The sequence below is a fragment of the Acaryochloris sp. IP29b_bin.137 genome (genome assembly GCF_028285745.1).
In the GTDB taxonomy this organism is placed as follows: Bacteria; Cyanobacteriota; Cyanobacteriia; order Thermosynechococcales; family Thermosynechococcaceae; genus Acaryochloris.
This window is the reverse complement of the sequence record NZ_JANQOP010000329.1, coordinates 1-18,604: the sequence shown is the minus strand read 5'-3', so window position 1 is coordinate 18,604 and position 18,604 is coordinate 1. Positions and strand designations below refer to the sequence as shown.

Genomic DNA, 18,604 nt, shown 5'->3' with positions numbered 1-18,604 from the left:
TATCACGAAAACTGGCTAAACAACTTGTCCATCAGCATATCTATGAATGGGCGTAGAGAAGGTCATTCTTGAGAGACCCCAGAATCCGTTAGAACGAGCAACATCTCAGGCTCCCATGCCTTTTCCCCTTTCTTAATCAGCAAACGTGTCCCTGTCAAACCATAGCTGACGGAAAAGTCTATATCCTTATCCCTTTCCCAGGTATAGCTGCTAGCATCACAGACAATATCTACTTCCCCTGCGATTAACTTGGGAATTCGATCGTTGGGGGTCAGTGCAATAAGCTTGAGTTCAATCTCTTTACCAAGTTTTTTCGATAATTGGGCCTGTATCTGTTTCAGCATTTCAATCGAGTACCCCTGAAATTGCCCTTGCTCATCTTGGAAGGCAAAGGGAAGGGTATTCTTGTTCGTTCCAGCGGTTACTGTGCCGGTACGATCTATTTTTTCAAGGACCGTTTCCGCAGAAGCAAGCTGAGGGCCAGCTATGGTGAAGAGACTACAAAGAGTGGTCAGCAAAGTCAGCCTAACGCCTCGCTCCCATAACTTTACCCCGGGATGAGGGAAGCGGCTTGGATCAACAGGATGTTGCATGCTCATATTCAGAATTATTCGGACTAAGTTTATAGAAAAAGTAGGACATTTTTTGAGTTCTGTAATGTTAAGTTAAATCGTTTCTGCACTGACAAAACTCAACAGTCTTAATCCCAAGTCTGACGCTATCTTATGGGGGGTGATAATCGCCAGAACCCTCATTATGCATAAGCGTTAAGTACTCATCTTTGAAAAAACGTAGGGTACTAAGAATAGGATTGGGGGCAGATTTTCCAAGGCCACACAGGCTAGTATCCTTGACCATTTCGCAAAGTTGGTTCAATGACTCTAAATCCTCTGTTCTTGCTTTCCCCTCGCAGATTTTTGTGAGTAACTGGTGAAGCTGAACCGTTCCTGCCCGACAGGGAACGCATTTGCCACAGGACTCTTCCATGCAAAACTCCATAAAGAAACGAGCTACGTCCACCATATTGGTGGCCTGATCCATGACAATCATGCCACCAGACCCCATAATGGACCCCAAACGGGTTAGTGATTCATAATCTACGGGCGTATCAAAGGCATGGGCGGGAATGCAGCCCCCTGAGGGGCCACCCGTTTGCACTGCTTTAGCCGTTCCATCAAGGACACCCCCGCCCATCTGTTCAACGATTAGGCGCAGGGAGGTACCCATGGGTACTTCAATCAAGCCGGTATTTTGAATCTTGCCCGCTAAGGAAAAGACTTTGGTTCCTTTGCTCTTGTCTGTACCAATCCCAGCAAACCATTCAGCCCCGTTGCGAATAATCGGAGCGATATTGGCAAAAGTTTCCACATTATTAATCAATGTTGGACAACCCCAGAGTCCAGATTCAGCAGGGTAAGGTGGTCGAGGGTGAGGTAATCCACGCTTCCCTTCAATGGAGGCCATTAGGGCTGTTTCCTCACCACAGACAAAGGCCCCCGCACCAATGCGGATATCGATCCGAAAGTCAAAGGAAGACTCAAAAATTTGACTGCCGAGTAAACCTTGCTTGCGAGCTTGACGCAGGGCCGTTTCGAGGTGATTGATGGCGAGGGGATACTCACCCCGAATATAGATGTAGCCTTGGTTAGCACCGACAGCATAGGCTGCAATTGCCATCCCCTCTAACACCCGATGGGGATCACTTTCTAAGACACTGCGATCCATAAAGGCACCCGGGTCTCCCTCATCACCATTGCAAATCACATACTTTTGTCCAGGGGGCATTTTGGCTACTGTTGACCATTTCAAGCCTGTGGGGTAACCGCCTCCGCCTCGCCCTCGAAGACCACTTTGAGTAATCTGATCAATTACTTCACTGGGGGTCATATCGTAAAGGGCTTGGTAAAGGGCTAGATAACCTTTTTGGGCCATATATTCCTTGATTTCCTTAGGGTCAATGTGACCACTGTTTTCAAGGACGATGGGGTGTTGGAGGGTGAAGAAAGGGTGATGTCGGGGCTGATAAGAGGAGGGTTGGAGCGGAGCATTATTTGATAAGGCTTTGGGCAGATGGGGTTGGAGGGTTTTATGGCAGGCGTGGACCAGTTCAGGGGCGTCTTCGGGGGTCACTTGATCGTAGAGAATGCCTGTGGGGTCTAGTCGGACTAGGGGACCTCGGCTACACAGTCCCATGCAGCCCACCCCCCGTACTTGAATTGGAGGGTTGAGGGCTTGAGTTGCGATTTCAACTTCGATTTGTTCTTTTACTGCTAAGGCATTGGCGGATAAACAGCCCCCCACCGTACAGCAGCGGATGCAGGGAGCATCAAGAATTTCTTGTTCTCGCTCAGCGAGGGTTTGTAGTTCTTGTAAATCCATTTATGTTGCGACCTTAGATTGAGAATGGTCCATCATCTGTGTGACTTGCTGACCCAATATTTCTGAGGTTTGATAGCCAACCACTTGACCATCCAATACCACAGCAGGAGCACTCCCACAGGCCCCCAAGCAACGAGCAGTGCTGAGTGACAAGCCTCCATCTTGGGTAGTTTCCCCAGCTTGAATGTGAGCGATCTGTTCCACTGTTGACAGGAGTGATGCAGCCCCTTTGACAAAACATGCCGTTCCCATACAAACCACACAGGTATGGCGTCCAGAAAGTGTTAGCGAGAAAAAGTGATAGAAGGTGGCTACACCATAGACTTGACTAGGGGGTAACTTTAAACTGTGAGCAATATGTAATAGGATGTCCCGTTCTAAATACCCGAACAATTCCTGAGCCTTATGCAAAACTTCAATCAGTGAATTGGGCTGATATTGATGACGTTTCATCGTTGCCTCTAGCACCCTAAAACGCTGATCTCCACTGGGATGAGGTTTGCCATCCACAATAGTTTGACTCCCTGAACTCTACGGTTATTGGATATCTCTGCAATGTTCTCAGAGCAAGTCTTTTATCTTCATGCCGGTTGCTGAGGACGAACTACCATCACGGAACAGGACGCATGGTTCGCAACATATTTCCCCACACTGCCAAGAAGCATTTCCCTGAGTCCAGAACGACCCCGATTACCTACTAGAATTAAGTCTGATGATCGGTTTTTGGCAAATTCACAAATGACTTCACCGGGAGATCCAGGTTGTTGGATAAATTCAGCCGGAATACCTGCTTCTCTTGCGATCGCGGTATAGGACCGCAATTGGGGTAAGCAATCACTATCATAGGCATTCCACTGTCGTTGCTGGCTGTAGAGGATGTCATCGCGCAAACTAGGATAGTCATCCAGCCGTTGCTGAGCAAAAGCGGTTGGAGGGGCACTAGAAATGGGAACTTTGGCAACATCAGGTGGCAAGACATGCAGCAACATCAACCTAGCCGTGGACATTGTCTTTGCAATTTTTACTGCCACGTTAAAGATCTGCTGGTTAATGCTGCTTCCATCAATGGCTACTAGAATACTTCGGTACAACAACTTTTCGCGCCATTCTTCAGTAGACGGTTGATTCGCCTCTAGGGTATCTATAGGTTGTTGAGGGGCGAACTCTGGCACCTCTTGGTGGTGGACAATCAAGACCGAGCAAGGAGCATGGTGCGTGACGTAGTTACTAACGCTGCCCAAGAGGAGTTTGCTGAGAAGGTTTCGACTGCGACGTCCGATAATGATCGTATCAGCGTTCCATTGTCGGGCTATTTCACAAATCTCCCTGCCTGGATCTCCTATAGATTGTTGATAGACAACAGAAATACCCTGTTCTTTCGCTTGATTGGATCGAGATCTAAGTAACTCTAGACTGTTCGCTTTGAAGACATCTAAGTCTTTAAGATATGAGGTTGTAACCTCAGTCTGTGACAGGTCATAATCTTCCAATATATCTGGTATCAGAGGCAAAACCGGATATCCCTCCTCAGTGGAAGAAATGACATGAAATAACATGAGCTTTGCATGGGTTGCCTTGGCTAAAACCACGGATTGCATAAAGGTTTGCTGACTAAAGTCGGAGTGATCTAGAGCCACCAGGATTTTTTTTAACATGACAACCTCCCAGAGTCTCAAGCTCCGGTTAAGTATCTACTTATCAATCTAATTTCCGTCGAACTTCTAGAAGGGAAGACCAACCCAAACATCTATTCTTGGCTTTTCCTGCTTAGGGTTATAGAGCAAGATAATGAGGAAAACATGAGCTTATGTTACACCCCAGACATTCGTGTCAAGAGAAAATTACGAGCCCTTGTCAAAGGGGGTACTCAAACCGTTCAGTATATTGCACAATCTCGGGACGATTGATAGCAACCAGTTAAGTGCGAAGTTGAGTGACTCACAAGAAGATAAAGCTCTACCATGTAGATATAAGGGGTTGATGGAAACTGTCCAGACGGTTGTTATTTCTATGGAGGAATCCTGATGAGATACCATCGTATTTTGGTTGCACTAGATACTTCCTTCCTTCAATCTGCAGTTTATGAGCAGGCATTAGTAGAAGCAAAATTACATACAGCTGAGGTAAAGCTGTTTCATAGTGTAGATGCAGAAATTAATCCTTTGGGTAATTCAACGATCTCACCCGTAGGGACCCCTTTAGCATCAGGTTACCTTTCTCCATCTGCTGTGGATTACGAGTTGGCACAACAAGCCTGGGAAGCACAAATTGCGGCAGCCAAACAATGGCTGCAAGAATTTTGCCTTAAAGCAGAACAGCAAGGCACAAAGGCAACCTTTGAGTCTGAATTAGGCAATCCAGGACCTCAGATTTGCAAACGGGCTAAAGAATGGCACGCTGATTTGATTATCGTTGGACGCCATGGTCGCACTGGGTTCAAGGAACTTTTTCTGGGGAGTGTCAGCAACCATATCGTCCACCATGCCCCTTGTTCTGTCTTGGTCATTCAAGGAGAAACAGTTGTTCCAGAAGACTCTAATTGAACGGTCTGAACGGGTAAAATACCTGCGATCACAACTTTATCTCACATTCGCGATCCTTTCGGGCTCTGCTCCATGGGGGGCAGTATCCTCAATTCAGATGGTCGTGAGGCTTGCAATTGATGGTATCCTCCGACCTGACCCGAGTTTCTGTCAAACTTAACAGTTGTGGGATTGTGACGAGTTGGTAGTCTTGTTTTTTTAATTCGGAGATCACAAAGGGCAGAGCTTCAATCATTAAGTCGCGATTACCCCCGCCATCATGCATCAGTACGATGCCTCCAGATGTTGCATTCTGAATGACATTTTGCACCGCTAGATCCACAGACCCCTCATAGGTATCATCAATCGTCCACAAGACAGTAACCATCTTTTGAATACTAGCTTGGGCCACTAAACCATTATCCAGAAATCCACCAGGGGGACGGAATAGAACCGTTTTGCGTCCAGTGTATTTTTCAACAATATCAGTAGTTTGCTGAATCTCGGTCAGTGCCAGTTCAAAGCTGTGATCTTGGTAGCCATGGCTCCAGGAGTGATTGCCAACTGCATGTCCTGCCGTCGCAATCTGTTGGAGTAAGTGAGGATATTGAGCGACATTGCTACCTAATACAAAGAAAGTGGCTTTGACATGGTGTTGCTGAAGGATACCCAATACAGTTGATGTGTTATTGGGCCAAGGGCCATCATCAAACGTGAGGGCGATCGCTTTTTGATAGCCGGGGAGTTGTACCCCATGAATGGTTTGTCCTTGAAATCGGGTCGGGATTCGTGAACAAGTGGAGGGGGGCTCATTTGGGGCTAGCTTGAGGGGCTGAGCATTATGAATGCTGGAGTGACGCTCATCCAATGGTACAGTAACCCTCTCTACAGGAGGGTTTTTACCCCATGGAGTGGTTAGATTGATCTGACGTCCGAAGGGATAAACTGCCATAAGTAAACTCACACCAACTAGTGCAGCAAGCTGGTGTTTGAAGGTATCGACTCGTAGATTTTGCCTAAACATTTCTAGTGCAATAGTTACTCATCCAAGGATGTGCAACTAGAGTCTTTGAAATTTTCAGTGGGATCAGAACAGTCTTGGACTTTTGACAAGCGCTGATGCCCCTGGTTTTAAGGGGTTCACAGGGTGCTCATGATCTTAGCCAAACGCCCAGCAGACGGTCTTATCTCTATTCTAGCTAGCCATTCTCGGCATACAGTTTGGTTGGGAGGGGCATGGACTGATTGGCAATGCGAACTTGCCCCCACCCTAATGCTCTGGCTTCGGTCAACGTCTCTTCAGCCAAAATGCACAGATCTTGAAAATCTTGACTGTCCTCAGGACAATGAACCACACTTGCACTACAGGTTATCTGAATGTTGGTGCCATCGGGTATAGAATAGGGGGTCCTATGGACAGCATCCAAGAAGTCTTGAACCCTTTGGCATCCCTCAGTCTTGGTGGCTCCCAACAACCCCACTAAGAATTGGTTCCCACCCCTACGAGCAATTACATCCTCCGAAGATGCCAACCCTAACAACGCTTGAGCAAACTGTCTCAGGATACTGTCGCCTACCGCATAACCAAAGCAATCATTAATCTGCTGCAGACGTTCAATTTCCAGAATGGCGAGACACATGTTCCGCGGTTGATGTGCCACCTCACTCAACAGCAATTCCAAGGCATGGGTCGTCTCGTGGCGGCTGAGCACTCTGGCCAAAGGATCAATGGTGGAAAGACGACGTTGCAACCGAGTTCGTTCTAAACGATTGAGAATACGGACCACCAGTTCTGGTCCGACAATGGGCTTGCTGATGAAATCATCTGCCCCTGCAGCATAAACTTGGTTGACCACATCAGCCTCCGTATGAGCAGTTAAGAAAATGATGGGCAACTGCTCCCATTGGATATCATTGCGAACAACCCTGCACAGATCTATCCCGCCAATTTGGGGCATCTCTACATCGAGCAACAACAGATCTGGTGGAGAATTGGTCAGCGTATCCCAAAACTGAGTCGGCTCGGCAAGTCCGACCACCTCAAGCCCCCAGGGTTTACATAGGGCCGCAACGGTCTCCAATATTTGTAGGTCATCATCCACAATCAGGATCCGGGCTTCTTTCCCACCCTTACTTTGCAGGGTGTGTTCAACCCGATCCCACACTTGTTGAAGGGGGATAGATTTTGAGATCGGTTGTTGGCCGCTAGAATAGGCTTTAGCCATCTCTTGATACCGTTCCTCATCCACTGTCCAGATCAAGACTGGAATGGGGAGTGGAAGATACAATAAAGCCTCTAAAAAGGTTAGGCTTTGGATTGGAGACTGGCCTGCTGGATCAAAGAGGATGAGATGCGGGGACTGTTCCTGAATGAGGTCTCGTGCCAGGTCAATGCTCTCTGCCGTTAGATATCGGATCTGATGCTGACGAGCCTCCGTCGCTAGAGCATCTCGGGAAGAGGTATCAGCATCTATCACTAGAACAACCCATTGCCCCAATTCATCTTGACGGTCTGAGGTCACTTGAGTGGCAGGTTGGCTAGCATAATTTATTTCCCGCCTTAGTGCCTCAACATCCTGCTGAAACTGCAGAGATTGTTTGGAATCGAGGGTTGAATGAGATCGCAACAGATGTTCAATCTCACGCGCTAACTGGGACCCTTTCGATAAACCAAAGGTCCCTAATCCACCGGCTAAGGTATGGGCTTCTTGTTGAGCCGATTGCTTCAATTCATCATTCAAGCAACCCTCAGTCACTGCTGCTGCAGCCTGGTTTAATAGATTGATCTGTTCCTGGATGCGGGGCTGAAACTTAATCCAAATATCAGCAATCGCATTCATGGTTTGCTGCTTAATTTTGACTTCTGGGGGTTGAGCAGACGTCCCTTGATTGTTATGAAGTTCTGATAGTGGTTTCAGGCGATACCCAATGCCATAAACCGTTTCAATCAAGTCCGTGGGTGCCCCCGATTTTTTTAATTTTTGGCGGAGACCCTTGATATGGGTTCTGACTGCTTCTTCTCCAGGTGTATCCTCATAGGTCCATACATGTTCTAAAATCATGCCGCAACTAAATACACGGCGGGTATTCCGCATCAATAACTCTACGAGGGCATACTCTTTGGGAGTGAGTTTGAGGAGAACATCTTGATATTTGACCTCACATGCCCTGGGGTCTAGCTGTAAGTTTTCCCATTTCAAGATTGGGGGTTTGATGGCTTCCCCTCTGCGAAGTAAGGCCCTTACCCGAGCCGCTAATTCTTCTGGATCAAACGGTTTAACGACGTAGTCATCTGCCCCAGCGTCAAGTCCAATCGCACGATCATGGCTGCTATCTTTGCCCGTGAGTAGCAAGATCGGAATTTGATAGCCTTGAGATCGCAACTGTTGGCAAAGGCCAACCCCATCCAGTCTAGGCAACATTACATCTGAAAGGATGAGATCGTATTCGAATGCTTCGACCAATTCTACCGCGGTCTGGCCATCTGTTGCTAGCTCAACGGCATAATTTAACTCGACGAGTAAAGTTTGCAACGCTTCAGCGACTAACTCATCATCTTCCACAACTAGGATTCTCACTGTAATCCTCCTAGGGAGCTGGGGTAACGGATTCAATCCTTATTCTTCAGAGTAACGGCAAATCGGACTAGCAACCGTTCGGAGAACAACACTTATAGAAGGGTATTTGCCCAACTCCTTTATCCATCCGATTGATCCAGCTCTCCGAATTTGAGGAGCTTGTGAAGATTGAGGTGTCAACCATTCTTCACAAGCTCCTCAGACCCTCGCAATAGATTTTAAGTAAGAGGTTATCGGGAACTTCCTAAAGGAGAGGAGACCATGAAACTGACCTATAGAGGCATTGATTACGACTATCGCCCTCCAGTGGTTAACTATGGCCACAGCGCTGGCGTAGGCAAATATCGTGGATCAACTTACCCGCGCCGAAATCTGCAGGAGCCCCCTATCCCCCAAGACAGTGCTGATCTCACCTATCGTGGTGTGGCGTATCATACCGGTGAATCGCCGACGGATACTCCTCAATCACAAGGGGCAAGCCAACCTGAGACAGTTGGAGCTGATTGGGTGTCAGTCGCTGAAGAAGCCCGGTGGTTAATGATGGATCATCATCGAATTATTAAGCACCGCCAGCAAAGTATGCTCGGTCGGGCGACATCGGAGATTCATCTTAAGGTAGATCCCTCGAAATATTGGAATCATATTCAAGGGAAAGTCCATCCGAGCTTTCGAATGACTTATGAACGCAGCCATGCTGCTATGAGTTAGGGATTTTGAATCCCAGTTGGCGTCATTCAGCACAATGAAACGTTGGAGGTCGTAACCCGATGAGACCCAAATATACCTTCACGAGGTTGATGATGATGATTTGGCTTTACCTGAATCAGTCTCTGTTTAAGCCTAACTGGTTTCTAAACCTCTTGATGTTTTCTCATACGGATGACAGAGAGCTGCTGGAACGTTGCTATGTCAGGGAATGTGAAATTGAACAGCAGCGCATGTTATTAGAACGTTGCTGGCAATACTCTTGTAAGATTTTCTAGGGTCCACTATCAACCTCATTCACAACCCTCTACATCAATATAAATCGAGGAATAGACAAATGAGAGTTTGGATTCGTAGAGGTCTTTTCTTGTTGTTATTGATCAGTACCTTAGTGCTGCTGCTCTTGACCAATATGGGCAATAGGATCGGTTTATCTGCGATCGCAGAAGTAAGTATGACGAGAGAATCACAAGGCCAGATGCTCTATCAATCTCGACAAGATCTACCCGATCAACAAGGGAATCATTGGTTGGTCGTCGCATCCAAATATGTGGGTTTTGCTAGCCCCCTAGGATTGACCTGATGCTAGCTGGCTGCCCTGGCTTTGTAGATATCGATCATTCTCAGCCTCTTACCCTGATCACGTCTCATGGAAAAACCGTGAAAGTGAAGAGTCTCCCTGAGTCTTTGTATACTGAACTCCTCCCTGGCTCCAACGTTGCCCAGTATAATCTCCAATCCATTGTGCCTGAGTTAGACGCTGCCCTTGACCTGTTTATTCCGACAAAGGGAATGAAGTCCATTCAGGTTGAAGTACCCACTCAAGTGGTGCAAGAGTGGCAAACGGTGGCGACTTGTGCAGATATCCTTTGTGAACCGCTCACGGCCCCTGCCTTGACCCACTAGTGGGGGTCTAGTGGGGTTGGTTGAGGGCCTCAAATCCTGACACAATATCCAGTAACTCTTCCGTAATTTTAGTTTGGCGTTGTTGTTGAAAAGCAGCTTGTAGCTCTGTCAAATGTTCAGCAATATTGGTTTGAGCTAACTGCATTGAGGTCAAGCGACTGGCATTTTCACTGGCTAAGGACTCAGCGCAGGCTTGATAGAGGGCAACAAAAAAATGCTGCCGAAAGATGGCTGAGAACAATCGCTCCCGACTCAGGAAGACCATCGGGCGACAGCGAGTCGGCCAGGAGGGGGGGTGACCAAGGTCAAATTCAAGGGGAAAGAGCTGTTGTCGGTGGGGAGTACTGGTATGACCACGGATGGGTTGATTATGGAACACCCAAATTTGGTCTACCTGACATTGGGTGCGCCATTGTTCAAGCTGGACAACGATCGTTTGTACCTTAGATGTAATGCCGTCAACTGAGGTTGGAACCGAAAGATCTCGTTCGATGGCGTAACCCTGATCGATGATGCGATCGCAAATTCGGGCTCCCATCCCTAACAGAAGGGGTTGCTCACCTTGAGAAGAGTGCTGCTCTAGGTGTTGAATCACCATCTCTAACAACTGCTCATTGAAGCGACCACACATCCCCTGATCCGAACCGAAAATCACTATTCCCAAACGAGGTTGCGCACGGGGTCTCAAGTGAGTTAACGTATCCGGATAATTTATTCGGAGAATTTGTATCGCCATCGCCAAGGTCTGGCGGTAGTGCTGAAGGGCATTGGCAGCCTGTTCATACTGACGGATATTGGCGGCGGCTAGAGCTTTCATCGTTTTAGCAACGGTCTGCAATTCCTGAGTGCTGGCAATTTTTCGCTTAAGGGTTTCTAGGGTTTGCATGATGTTAATGGCCGGGTATGAATGTTGAGAAGTCATTGCGGACATCATCAAAGGATGGATCTCAGGGCATAGGGCAGGCCTTTAGATTCAGTCATCACAACTCATTGTCTGGGTCCTTTGATATGTGGTTGGCGATCCAGTTCAGCAACGTCTCCCGATCCGTTTCACTTAACTGCCCTGCATTCTGGATGCGATCGCAAATATTCGGTAGCTCCCGTCGTATCGCTTCTCCTATAAGCTGTTGGGCTTGGGACACTTGCTCAATGGGCACGGGATCAAACTGTCCCTGAGTCACCGCTAGCATTACAGCAATTTGCTCTGCAACGGGTAAAGGCTGAAATTGAGGTTGTTGCAGCACTTCACGCACCCGACGACCTCGCTCTAAAGATTGCCGAGTGGATTCTTCTAAACGGGTTCCAAACCGAGCAAAAGATTCCAATTCTTCAAACTGCGTGTAGGACAGTCGTAAATCGCCCGCAACATCTCGGTAAGCAGGAAGCTGGGCTTTGCCTCCGACTCGGGAAACCGATTTGCCCACATCAACGGCAGGGAATATTCCCTTTTGAAACAAATCAGGGGTGAGATAGATTTGTCCATCTGTAATTGAGACTAGGTTCGTGGGGATATAGGCCGATAGATTTTGGGCTTCCGTCTCGACAATGGGCAACGCCGTTAGAGAGCCTCCCCCTAACTCAGGCCGCAGGCACGTCGCCCGCTCCAGCAGCCGAGCATGAATATAAAAAATATCTCCTGGAAATGCTTCCCGTCCCGGCGGGCGGCGCAATAGAAGCGATAGCTCACGATAGGCTCGGGCATGTTGAATCAGATCGTCATAAACAATCAACACATCTTGCCCTTGTTCCATAAAGTACTCTGCCATCGTGGTCGCAGCATAGGGGGTGATATATTGCAGGCCGGGTGAGGCTTCCCCCTCCGCTACCACGACAATGCAGTAATCCATCGCCCCACGATTGCGAAGCTCAGCAATTAGCTTGGCCACGGCAGAACTGCGCTGACCAATGGCGCAATACACACAAATCACATCCTGATCTTTTTGGTTGAGGATAGTATCGACGGCAATCGCAGTTTTTCCCGTTTGCCGATCACCAACAATCAGTTCCCGCTGTCCCCGACCAATAGGAATAAGAGCATCAATGGCCTTAATGCCTGTCTGAAGGGGCACGGTTACAGGAGCCCGGTCCATGATGGCAGGAGCCTCCCGTTCAACGGGGCGTCGTTCTTGCGCAGTCACTAATCCTCGTTGATCCAACGGACGACCGGTTGCATCCACGACTCGACCCAGTAAACCCTCTCCTACAGGGACATCCAAAACCCGGCCTGTGCGCTGGACCTCACACCCTGCCTTCAGGGAATGTCCATCATCCAACAAAATCAAACCCACCTCATCTGGATCTAAGTTGAAGGCTAGCCCCATCCGATCGCCGGGAAATTTGACTAACTCCTCCGATTGCACCTGCAACAGGCCAGTCGCTCGGGCGATACCATGACCTAAAGAAGTCACAATGCCAATTTCCTGACTCTGCAACTCGAATGGATACTGACCTTCCACCTGTTCAAAGGCCGCAAAGATGTGTTGGAGTACAGGTTTCAAAATATCGAGTTTGGGAGCCTCCATGGTCTACCCCTGCTCAACCCATGATTTTTCCATGCCATCCCATACCTGATTTAACTTCACCTCCAACTGCTCAAGATATTGCTCGATCGTCCAAGCCAGCTTATATCCTGGAATCTTGAGTTCAATCCCACAAATCAAGTCTGGAATGGTTACAAACTGGTAAACACTCGATTCCATCGCAGGAGCGTGCTGATGGAGGACCGCAAGAATTTGGGCTTTGCGGTCTTCCGGCATTGGAAATGTACTGGAAATAACGAGTTCCTGTCCCCTTGCATTGGATAAGGATGTTTCCAGCACCCCTTGCTCTGAGAAAGGTAAATGGTTGAGGCGAGTAATAAAAGCCTCCGCGATTTGTTGCTCTAAATTGGCGCTTGCCAAATCTTGAAGAATACATCGAAGGGTTGCAGCTAGCTGCTGTCCTGCCCGCTGCTGTAGGACACTTAGAAACACGCGGCGCTCACGCTTGACGGCCTCTCTCCATTGAGTTTGGGTACTATCAACTTCGTCCCGAATTTGCTGCAACAACTGATGCCGATGTTCGTCTGCTGCGTCTTGCGCTTGGGTTAATAACGAGGCTTGGCGATGTTCTAAGGATTGCTGCATCTGACGCCACCGTTCAGCTTCTTGCTGAGCAATTTCTTGCTGATGAGCAGCGTCCTGTAACTGTTGAGCAATCAGCCGTTCTCGCTTTTTCATCACCTGAGTGATCGGAGCGTAGAGAAACCGTCTGAGTAAGGCCACTAGAATCAGGAAATTAATGATTTGGGCCACCACGGTAAGTGGATCAATCAACATGGTTATCCTCCATTGGTGCTGGCCTGCTCCACCACATAGGTCCAAAATGGATTGGCAAAAATCAGAATTAATGTAATCACAAAGCAGTAAATGGCGGTCGATTCAACCAATGCCATGCCTACAAACAGCACTCTGGTGATGGTATTGGCTTCATCGGGTTGTTGCGCCAGGGCGCTTAGTGCCTGGGATAATGCTCGACCTTCCCCCAGCGCTGGACCGATGGAGCCAATGGCGATGGTGAGTCCAGAGATCACAATCGAAGCCATGCCCACAAGAGCAATATTATCCATGGGAGACCTCACTATCTGATTGAGAGTTGCGCTGATCCACTTGACTCGCCGCTGCAATGAAAACCATGGCTAAAATGGCGAAAATATAGGCTTGAATCACGCCCGTTAAGAGCCCCAAGACCTGCATCATGACTGGGAAAAACAAGGGAGCGACCGACAGTAGGATGCCGACGATCATCGTTCCACTCATGACATTGCCAAACAGACGGACGGCTAGGGCCACAATTCTGGAGAAATCCCCAATGATATTGAATGGCAGCATGATGGGGTTTGGCTGCAAGTACTGCTGTAAGTAACCCCGCACACCCTTCTTCTGAACACCATAGAGGGGGACAGCGAAAAAGACACAAAGAGCCAGAGCCGTTGTGGTAGACAAGGACCCCGTCGGCGGTTGGTAACCGGGGATAACACTCAGCAGATTCGATAAGGCAATAAAGATAAATAAGGTGCCGATAAACGGTAAGTACGGGGCTGCGGGTTGGTCAATGATTTCTTGAATCTGATCTCTAATGCCCAACACAATGACCTCCAACAAGTTTTGTCCCCGGGAGATCTGAGTCGAGGCAGAGAGGTGTCGGGTCACGAGCCATGAGCCAACCACCAACACCCCCATAACGAGCCAAGTGAAGATCAGCGTGGCGTTGAGAGAGAACATCCCCCAGTGCCAAAAAATGGATTGATCTGGTGTTAGATGCATTACATTTGGGCTCCATACCAAGAAACTTTAAAAAGTGATAACAACAATAAATTCTGGGTTTTGCAGTGTCGAGAAAGCTATGTTTGAGCCTTTCGGTCAAACTTCTTTGCGATACAGAGTATTGAGAAAAACTCATTAATTCAGAACTTATAATTCATAATTCACAACGTCTTTTCTGCCCTTCCTGATCTTTTTAGGCAGAGGAATAATGCTGGAAATTAAGAGATTTCGAGCCCCAAGAAATCCCAGAAATGTCAGCAGTAGAGGGGCCAGCAGATGATCGCTCACACCGTTCTGAAGGATGAGGTGAAACACCCCTAAAACCGTGCCCAGACGGAGTAGAAAACTACTCCACATCAACAGGATGGGTTGAGTGGTGCGGTTAAACCGGAGAATCGTGATCCATAGTCCACCGAAGTAAAGGAGTCCTAAGCTACTCCCTAAAATTAAGGAGGTGAATAGGGCAGGGGAATGACTATTCATGCTTCAACCTCCTGAAGTTGGGGCCATTGCTTGAGTAACGGATATAACAGCATCGGCGCGATAATACAGGTTGCGATCGCAACCAAGGTCATACCCGCAAAGATCTGGGTAGAGACGGCCCAAGTGCCCAAGTCACGTCCTCGTTGCAGGATCACCATCGTAATTTCGGCGCGAGGCATCATACTGATTCCGGGTAACGCTGCGCTAGAAAGGCCACCTTGAGTCAGGAGTAGTAATCCTCCGACTCCCATCAGTTTGCCCAGCAGGGCAGCACTGAGCAGAACTAGGCTGATACCAACTGTGGTTGCCAGGTCTGGGAACTGTATCTGTAGACCAATATTGATAAAGAAAAACGGCACAAAAAATTCATAGAGTGTGCCAAAAGACGCATCGATTCTAACCGCGTGAGGATCTCGGCTAAATGCCAGTCCGGCAAAGAAGGCTCCAACCGCAACTGAGAAACCTAAAAGCCCTGCTATAGCAGCAATGACGAAGCCTGTTCCGGCAACCATCAGCATCGGATCGGGGGCCGGTTCTATGCGCTCAAAAAATTGAGTTAAGGGCTGCTCAATATAGCGAAAAAAGATCAAGCAGAAGGTGCTAAAAATTATCACCTTTAAGCAAAAAGGCCCAATAATGGTTTCCAAAAGCGGCAGAAACTTGATTTCAGTTCCCTGCTGCCAGGAAGGCGCAAGGGAGAATAATAAAGACATCAGGATAATAGCCGCAATATCATCCATTTCCGCAATATCTAGTAACAACTCTCCATTTATGGAATTAAGGGCCTGGGAATCTTGCCAAACGCTAATTGAAATCCCTACACTGGTTGCGACCAAGGCAATGCCAATAAATAGGCTGGCAACCAGAGATAAATTCAAAAGGAAATAGGCCGTGATAAAACCTAGTGAACCACTACAAATCACATCACCGACGAGGAGCAAGCAAGCTTGAGGTAACTGACGCAATAATCCAGTGAGATTGCATTCTAAGCCCACGCGGAACAATAGAGAAATAATGCCTAACTCAGCTAAAAAACTATAGACCTCCAAGACCACCTCGGAGGTTAGTAATCCGCGAATATCCAGAAGTTGCAAAACAAAACCTAGCAATAAATATCCCACTAAAGGAGGGATACCTAGCCGTTCAGCCCCTGCTTTAAAAAGGATGGCAAGAACAATTGTTGTCCCTACGAGTAAAACTAAATAAAGGAGAATAGTTTCACTCATGGTGACTTTCCTTTTTGATCCAATACCAGGCGTTGAGACACCCTAATCCCACACCCACTACCAGCATGGTTAAGGTCCAAGAATAGCGGCTGGGGACATGATTATCGAGCCAAATTCCGAGGGCAATCCCCAATAGCGTTGGAATTGCCACTGACCACCCCACTAACCCAAACAGTCCGAGACCAAACCAGACGCTCTTTTTCTGGTGTCGAGCCTTTAGCTTGCGGTTGACTTTATTCTCAACCTGCTTCTGAAAACCATGCTTGTCCACTTGATTTAAGTCCTTCGGTAGCCGTGACTTCTCCATCCGCAACTCCGTCTTTACAATCTACTGAAGTAACGTGCCAAACTGGCTTCTAGCTGAGCGAGGGCAGATCGGGTGAGGCGTTCCTTCTCATCAATTTGACGAAAATTCTGAACAACTTGTTGTTTTAGACTGCCTAAATCAGTTCCCTGGATAGCATTGCGAGTAGAAATTCTCACCTCTGGGCCACACTTCACTAAAATGCCTTCATCCACAGCCACAAAACATTCATTCCCCTGCTCCGTGATTAAGGAGACAATTCCAGGAACTAGGATTGCCAAGCAGTCGATGTGATGGGGCAAAAGACAAAATACACCCTGCTCAGACTCGGCTGTTACCTTCATCACTGGCTGCTCCATCAGGATGACATGGGGCAAAAAAATCCTGATCTGCAGGCGTCCACTATTGGCCAATTTCCTCCACCTCCTCGGCTTCTCTCTCTTGGTGCTCTAGCTCTGCCTCATCGACTGCACCAATCATGTACAGCGCTTGTTCCGACAGGCCAGAACACTTATCATCCAAAATGGCTTCACACCCCGTTAGGGTCTGATCAAGGCTGACCATTTTCCCTGGAATCCCAGAAAATTGCTCTGTTGTGAAAAATGGCTGGGTTAGAAATCTCTCTAACCGTCTCGCCCGATAAACGGTTTGGCGTTCGTTTTGGGCAAGTTCCTCCAAACCCAGCATGGCAATAATGTCTTTAAGGTCTTCATATTCTGCCAAGGTCTTACGCACTGCTTGTGCAACTTGATAATGGCGTTGACCGACAACACTAGGCGTCAACATTTTGGACCCTGACTGTAGCGGATCGACCGCTGGATACAATCCCTCGCTCGTTCGCTTGCGAGAGAGAACGATAGACGCCGATAGATGAGAGAACGTATGGACGGCAGCGGGATCCGTCAGGTCATCAGCAGGGATATACACGGCTTGCACAGAGGTAATGGCCCCATGAGCCGTGCTGCATATTCGTTCTTCTAACTCTGCTAATTCCGTGGCGAGGGTGGGTTGGTAACCAACTCGGGAGGGTAACTGCCCCATCAATCCAGACACTTCTGAACCCGCTTGGATAAAGCGGAAGACATTATCAATCATCAAGAGAACATCCCGATGAGCTTGGTCTCGAAAGTACTCGGCCATGGTTAGGGCTGCATGACCAACACGGAAGCGAGACCCTGGAGGCTCATTCATTTGGCCGAACACCATCACTGTGTTGTTGAGTACGCCAGCAGCTTTCATCTCGCGGTAAAGTTCTTCTCCTTCTCGGGAACGTTCACCAATCCCACAAAAGATACTGACCCCGTCATAGCGGCTAACGATGTTATGAATCATTTCAGTAATCAGGACCGTTTTGCCCACACCTGCCCCACCAAACAACCCTGCTTTACTCCCTCGTTCCAGTGGTGCTAGCAGATCAATCGCTTTTATCCCAGTGACCAAAATATCGGTCCCCGTGGTGCGTTGATGCAGCGGGACGGCCTGCCCATGGAGCGATCGCTTCATACCCTTTAAAGGACCCAATCCATCGATGGGATCTCCGAAGACATTAAACGCACGACCCAACAAATGCTCTCCGACGGGCACTTGGAGCGGCTGTCCTGTATCGATTACTTGTGCCCCTCTTGCTAACCCCTGGGTGGGTGTGAGGGCAATTCCTCTTATCAGGTTGGCGCTTAAGTAAGTGAGTCCTTCAATTGCAATCTGAGCTTGGGGACCTGCTCTCAACAAGTGGCGGAGGGGTGGCACTTCATCGGAGAAGTGTACATCAACCACGCTCCCCCTAATCGCGACAACCTTTCCCTGACAAGGAGAATAGGATGTCGCTAAAGATATCGCTGGAGACGGAAGCATAGCTTGCTAACTGCAATCTGTCTGATAGAAGTGTTGACACCGTTGATTCGAGTTTTAGTGCTGAATCTTGAGGAAAGTGTGAGGGCATCCGGAATGAATCAACGCTCCATGACACCGCATGCCATCACCTCCTGACTGTCTGGTGCTAGCCCGAATTTAAGGTCAGTGGGTAGATTTCAACTGGTCTTCAACTTGGGCAATGGCCAACCGAGTCTTAAGTACCGTATCTGGGTTAAGGCTGATGGAGTCAATCCCTTCCTCCACCAAGAACTGGGCAAACTCGGGATAGTCACTGGGGGCCTGACCACAGATGCCAATTTTGCGCTCCTTAGCCTTGGCAACAGCA

Annotated in this window: 21 protein-coding genes; 4 read left to right on the top strand and 17 right to left on the bottom strand. The window is 48.2% G+C overall.

The annotated features are described in order from the left end of the window. Positions 1-62: 62 nt before the first annotated feature. The 4 genes from Q0991_RS22520 to Q0991_RS22505 all read right to left on the bottom strand — a co-directional run bounded on the left by Q0991_RS22520 (position 63) and on the right by Q0991_RS22505 (position 4,034). Positions 63-593, bottom strand: coding sequence for a transporter substrate-binding domain-containing protein (locus Q0991_RS22520; protein ID WP_299492830.1), 531 nt, complete (start codon positions 591-593; stop codon positions 63-65). A gap of 130 nt (positions 594-723) precedes the next feature. Next, positions 724-2,379, bottom strand: a complete 1,656-nt coding sequence (gene nuoF / locus Q0991_RS22515; protein ID WP_299492827.1) for an NADH-quinone oxidoreductase subunit NuoF — start codon at positions 2,377-2,379, stop codon at positions 724-726. Further along, positions 2,380-2,892, bottom strand: a complete 513-nt coding sequence (gene hoxE / locus Q0991_RS22510) for a bidirectional hydrogenase complex protein HoxE (RefSeq protein ID WP_366525046.1) — start codon at positions 2,890-2,892, stop codon at positions 2,380-2,382. It lies immediately after the preceding gene. Positions 2,893-2,960: 68 nt separating this feature from the next. Beyond that, complete coding sequence (locus tag Q0991_RS22505; RefSeq protein ID WP_299492823.1) at positions 2,961-4,034, bottom strand: universal stress protein; 1,074 nt, start codon at positions 4,032-4,034, stop codon at positions 2,961-2,963. A 369-nt stretch (positions 4,035-4,403) separates the two neighbouring features. Between Q0991_RS22505 and Q0991_RS22500 the strand changes: the two genes are divergently transcribed. Then, positions 4,404-4,922 carry a universal stress protein gene (locus Q0991_RS22500; protein WP_299492821.1) on the top strand — a complete coding sequence of 173 codons (519 nt, stop codon included), beginning with the start codon at positions 4,404-4,406 and terminating at the stop codon, positions 4,920-4,922. Between the two features lie 88 nt (positions 4,923-5,010). Here the strand turns inward: Q0991_RS22500 and Q0991_RS22495 are convergent, their stop codons facing one another. Together Q0991_RS22495 and Q0991_RS22490 are read right to left on the bottom strand one after the other, a co-directional pair. Then, the gene (locus Q0991_RS22495) at positions 5,011-5,853 is read right to left on the bottom strand and encodes a polysaccharide deacetylase family protein (protein WP_299492819.1); all 843 of its coding nucleotides are present in this window, start codon (positions 5,851-5,853) and stop codon (positions 5,011-5,013) included. 247 nt (positions 5,854-6,100) lie between these two features. Then, positions 6,101-8,479, bottom strand: coding sequence for a response regulator (locus tag Q0991_RS22490; RefSeq protein ID WP_299492817.1), 2,379 nt, complete (start codon positions 8,477-8,479; stop codon positions 6,101-6,103). A 261-nt stretch (positions 8,480-8,740) separates the two neighbouring features. On the opposite strand from Q0991_RS22490, the gene Q0991_RS22485 reads away from it, so the two are divergent. The 3 genes from Q0991_RS22485 to Q0991_RS22475 all read left to right on the top strand — a co-directional run bounded on the left by Q0991_RS22485 (position 8,741) and on the right by Q0991_RS22475 (position 10,090). After that, positions 8,741-9,187: a DUF4278 domain-containing protein gene (locus Q0991_RS22485; RefSeq protein ID WP_299492815.1), complete on the top strand. Its 447-nt coding sequence runs from the start codon at positions 8,741-8,743 to the stop codon at positions 9,185-9,187. A 334-nt stretch (positions 9,188-9,521) separates the two neighbouring features. Beyond that, positions 9,522-9,767: a DUF3122 domain-containing protein gene (locus Q0991_RS22480; RefSeq protein WP_299492813.1), complete on the top strand. Its 246-nt coding sequence runs from the start codon at positions 9,522-9,524 to the stop codon at positions 9,765-9,767. Beyond that, complete coding sequence (locus tag Q0991_RS22475) at positions 9,767-10,090, top strand: DUF3122 domain-containing protein (RefSeq protein WP_299492811.1); 324 nt, start codon at positions 9,767-9,769, stop codon at positions 10,088-10,090. The genes Q0991_RS22480 and Q0991_RS22475 overlap by 1 nt, the downstream gene beginning before the upstream one ends. Positions 10,091-10,097: 7 nt before the next feature. On the opposite strand, the gene Q0991_RS22470 is transcribed toward Q0991_RS22475, so the two are convergent. From Q0991_RS22470 to Q0991_RS22420, 11 genes are all read right to left on the bottom strand, one after another. After that, complete coding sequence (locus Q0991_RS22470; protein WP_299492809.1) at positions 10,098-11,012, bottom strand: F0F1 ATP synthase subunit gamma; 915 nt, start codon at positions 11,010-11,012, stop codon at positions 10,098-10,100. A gap of 58 nt (positions 11,013-11,070) precedes the next feature. Beyond that, a complete protein-coding gene (locus Q0991_RS22465) occupies positions 11,071-12,612 on the bottom strand; it encodes an alternate F1F0 ATPase, F1 subunit alpha (protein ID WP_299492807.1) in 1,542 nt (513 codons plus the stop codon). Between the two features lie 3 nt (positions 12,613-12,615). Then, positions 12,616-13,407 (bottom strand): F0F1 ATP synthase subunit B, encoded by a 792-nt coding sequence (locus Q0991_RS22460; RefSeq protein ID WP_299492804.1) that lies wholly within the window; start codon positions 13,405-13,407, stop codon positions 12,616-12,618. A gap of 2 nt (positions 13,408-13,409) precedes the next feature. Beyond that, complete coding sequence (locus Q0991_RS22455; RefSeq protein WP_010476590.1) at positions 13,410-13,697, bottom strand: F0F1 ATP synthase subunit C; 288 nt, start codon at positions 13,695-13,697, stop codon at positions 13,410-13,412. Then, the gene (locus Q0991_RS22450; protein ID WP_299492798.1) at positions 13,690-14,394 is read right to left on the bottom strand and encodes a F0F1 ATP synthase subunit A; all 705 of its coding nucleotides are present in this window, start codon (positions 14,392-14,394) and stop codon (positions 13,690-13,692) included. Before Q0991_RS22450 ends, Q0991_RS22455 begins: the two co-directional genes overlap by 8 nt. A 147-nt stretch (positions 14,395-14,541) precedes the next feature. Next, complete coding sequence (locus tag Q0991_RS22445) at positions 14,542-14,877, bottom strand: ATP synthase subunit I (protein ID WP_299492796.1); 336 nt, start codon at positions 14,875-14,877, stop codon at positions 14,542-14,544. After that, complete coding sequence (locus Q0991_RS22440; protein ID WP_299492794.1) at positions 14,874-16,103, bottom strand: cation:proton antiporter; 1,230 nt, start codon at positions 16,101-16,103, stop codon at positions 14,874-14,876. The genes Q0991_RS22445 and Q0991_RS22440 overlap by 4 nt, the downstream gene beginning before the upstream one ends. Next, the gene (locus tag Q0991_RS22435) at positions 16,096-16,410 is read right to left on the bottom strand and encodes an AtpZ/AtpI family protein (RefSeq protein WP_299492792.1); all 315 of its coding nucleotides are present in this window, start codon (positions 16,408-16,410) and stop codon (positions 16,096-16,098) included. Before Q0991_RS22435 ends, Q0991_RS22440 begins: the two co-directional genes overlap by 8 nt. A gap of 14 nt (positions 16,411-16,424) precedes the next feature. Beyond that, positions 16,425-16,820 carry a F0F1 ATP synthase subunit epsilon gene (locus tag Q0991_RS22430; RefSeq protein WP_299492790.1) on the bottom strand — a complete coding sequence of 132 codons (396 nt, stop codon included), beginning with the start codon at positions 16,818-16,820 and terminating at the stop codon, positions 16,425-16,427. Beyond that, positions 16,810-18,258, bottom strand: coding sequence for a F0F1 ATP synthase subunit beta (atpD, locus tag Q0991_RS22425; RefSeq protein WP_299492788.1), 1,449 nt, complete (start codon positions 18,256-18,258; stop codon positions 16,810-16,812). Before atpD ends, Q0991_RS22430 begins: the two co-directional genes overlap by 11 nt. A gap of 162 nt (positions 18,259-18,420) precedes the next feature. Then, the coding region (locus Q0991_RS22420; protein WP_299492785.1) for a putative PEP-binding protein at positions 18,421-18,604 on the bottom strand (184 nt) is incomplete at its 5' end.